Here is a 1,080-nt window from a genome sequence, read left to right on the forward strand (position 1 = left end):
TTGATTGGATGTGATTGTTATTTTTTATAATTTTTTTATTAAAAAATAGTTTTTTTATATTTAAATAATGCATTTTTTTATTAAAAATAATACAAGATAATTTTTCCCTTAAAATTTACAATTTTTAAACAAGGATAATTCATTATGAAAAACATTACAAGAAGTTTAACGGGAAAATTAACTTTTTTTGTTTTTTTAGCAATTATAGCTATTTTATTTATAGCAAATGCATTTAATTATGCTGAAGTAAAGCATGATGTTCAAAAACTCATCAATGATATACAAGTTAAAACAATGCAAGATGTTTTAAAGAATTTTGATGACTACACTGCTTCAAGAAGCGATGCTATTAGATCTGTCGCCTCTGAATTGCAAAAAAATCCTAATGCGAGTTTAGAAGAAATTTACACTATGGTTAAAGTTGCAAAAGAAGCTAGTCGTTTTGATGTGCTATATGTAGGACTTGCATACAATGGTGCAATGATTAGATCAAATGGAAACCATCAAATGCCATCTGATGGCTATGATCCTAGAACAAGAAGTTGGTACACAAGTGTTGCTTCTGGAGAAAACAAAGTTGTAATATCAAAGCCTTATATTGCCCCTAGCTTAAAAGCTCCTTCTTTATCTTTTTCATATCCTATAGTTGTTAATGGTAAATTTATAGGTGCAGTAGGTGGAAATTATGATTTAAATACTTTTTCAGATAATGTATTATCAATGGGAAGGTCACAAAGCGGATATACTGTGGTTTTAGATAATGATGGAACTATACTTTTTCATGAATCTTCTGAGGCATTATTAACAAAAAATGAATTAAGTCAAAATATAGTAAAATCATATCTTTCAACACCTGAAGGAAAATCAGGACTTCTTTCAAGCTCACCAATGTTAATTGAAGATGGAAATGCTCCTCGCAAGGCTGTGATTTGTCAGAAATCTTCAACAGGATATAATGTTTGTGTGATTGCAGATGAAAAAATCTATAAAGACCCGGTAAATAAAGCTTTAATACAACAAATCATTATTGGTGTTATAAGCTTGGTAATTGCTCTTGTAATTATAAGATTTATGATTAAT

At 28.6% G+C, this 1,080-nt stretch carries 1 protein-coding gene; it reads left to right on the forward strand.

Features of this window, described 5'->3' with window-relative positions; translation table 11 throughout:
- Window positions 1–144: 144 nt before the first annotated feature.
- Window positions 145–1,080 (forward strand): cache domain-containing protein (locus L8W57_RS07830; RefSeq protein WP_263662325.1); only part of this gene is annotated, 936 nt, incomplete at its 3' end.

It is taken from the genome of Campylobacter sp. IFREMER_LSEM_CL1890 (genome assembly GCF_025772045.1).
GTDB lineage: Bacteria > Campylobacterota > Campylobacteria > Campylobacterales > Campylobacteraceae > Campylobacter_D > Campylobacter_D lari_D.